The sequence below is a fragment of the Inquilinus sp. genome, from assembly GCF_057815775.1.
This window is the reverse complement of the sequence record NZ_JBYRFX010000230.1, coordinates 1-1,547: the sequence shown is the minus strand read 5'-3', so window position 1 is coordinate 1,547 and position 1,547 is coordinate 1. Positions and strand designations below refer to the sequence as shown.

Sequence of the window (1,547 nt, the reverse complement as noted above, 5' to 3'; positions counted from 1 at the left end):
GTGCCGGTCACGTCGACCTACGCGCTGACCAACGCGACGATGCCGTACGTGGTCAGGCTCGCCGACCAGGGCGTGCAGCGCGCCCTGAACGGCGACCCGGGGCTCATGCTCGGCCTGAACGTCGCGGGCGACGGGCGCATAGGTGACCTGGCCGGCCGAGGCGCTCGGCCGCGCGGTCGCCGCCTAGCTGTAAGTCCCAAGCAGGTTGTTCAGTCGGGTGATGGTTGTCGCTCGGCCGATGCCTGCGTGTCGTCGTCGATGGTTGTAGTGCCAGAGCCAGCCGTCAAGGGCTTGGGTGCGTTCGGCTGAGGATCCGTAGATGGCGCCGTAGGCCCAGCCGGCGAGCATGGTGCGGATGAAGCGTTCGGCTTTGCCGTTGGTCTGGGGGCGGCGGGGTCGGGTGCGGAGGTGGCGGATGCCGAGGGTGCGGCAGGCGATGGCGTGGATGGTGGCGATGTAGGGCGAGCCGTTGTCGGTCAGCAGCCGCTGGGTCTGGATGCCGTGGCGCTGGTAGAACCCGACCGCTCGACGCAGGAAGCCGATGGCGGTGGTGGCTTTCTCGTCGGTGAGGACCTCGGCGTAGGCCAGCCGGGTGGCGTCGTCGATGGCGACGTGCACGAACTCCCAGCCGACGGTGTTGCGGCGCTTGCCCGCGGCGTCGGTGAACGTACGGTTGTAATGCGAGCCGCCGCCGAAGATCCGCTTGCCCGCGCCGCCCTGGATGCGTCCGAGCTTCTTGACGTCGATGTGGATCAGCTCGCCCGGGCGTTCGCGCTCGTAGCGCTGGGCGGGCTCCAGGCCGAGCCGGCCCAGCTTGCCCATCCCCTCGCGCTTGAGGACGGCCGAGACCGTCGACAGCGGCCGGTCCAGGAGCTCGGCGATCTCCGGCCCGCTGAAGCGGATGCGTCGCAAAGCGACGATGACCTCGACCGGCTTGGCATCGGTCTTGTTGGCCACGTGCTTGGGCGCTGAGGAGCGATCCAGCAGGCCGGCCGCTCCCTCCGCCCGCCAGCGGGCCAGCCATTTCGCGGCGGTTCTGGGGGTTACGCCTGCGGCGTTTGCGGCCCGCTGAACGGGCCATCTCTTGATCTCAATTCGATCAACCAGCAACTGCCTGCCGATCGGACTGAGCCGCGCGTTAGCGTGAGACTTCATCCGGTGTCTCCTTGGGACTGGGGCTTCGCAACCACCAGCCTCCAAGGAGGCCCGGATGAACAACGTGCCTAGGAACTACAGCTAGCCGCCTGCCCGAGCCGCTGCGGATGGTCCTCGTCACCCGGCGTGGGACCGTCCGCACCCTGCAACGCGGCGGCGAGCTGGCCGGTGCCGCCGCGGTCGCGTGCGTGCGCGCCTTCGCCGACGACCCCTTCCTCGGGCCGTGGCGGGCGCGGCCGGGCAAGGTCGTGTTGCGGGCCCGCGGCGGCCAGTGGGACGAGATCCTCGCCCAGCCGCACGTGATCGCCGGGGATCCCGACGGTGAGTCCGTCATCGCGCTGCCGCCGCGACCGCGCAGCCTGCGCCCCGAGGCCCTGGACCGGATGCAGGCG

General features: G+C 70.3%; 2 protein-coding genes and 1 pseudogene. 2 read left to right on the top strand and 1 reads right to left on the bottom strand.

What is annotated here, in order from left to right:
• A pseudogene (locus AC3XYG_RS08335) lies at nucleotides 1-114 on the top strand (hypothetical protein); the annotation flags it as partial.
• A gap of 69 nt (nucleotides 115-183) precedes the next feature.
• Here the strand turns inward: AC3XYG_RS08335 and AC3XYG_RS08330 are convergent.
• On the bottom strand, nucleotides 184-1,155 hold the full coding sequence (locus tag AC3XYG_RS08330) for an IS481 family transposase (RefSeq protein WP_489139351.1): 972 nt from the start codon (nucleotides 1,153-1,155) through the stop codon (nucleotides 184-186).
• Nucleotides 1,156-1,262: 107 nt separating this feature from the next.
• Here AC3XYG_RS08330 and AC3XYG_RS08325 point away from each other — a divergent pair.
• The coding region (locus tag AC3XYG_RS08325; RefSeq protein WP_489139350.1) for a hypothetical protein at nucleotides 1,263-1,547 on the top strand (285 nt) is incomplete at its 3' end.

Bases quoted from the DNA above. Each gene is read 5' to 3' on its own strand.
- AC3XYG_RS08330 (WP_489139351.1), bottom strand. From the start codon at position 1,155: ATGAAGTCTCACGCTAACGCGCGGCTCAGTCCGATCGGCAGGCAGTTG.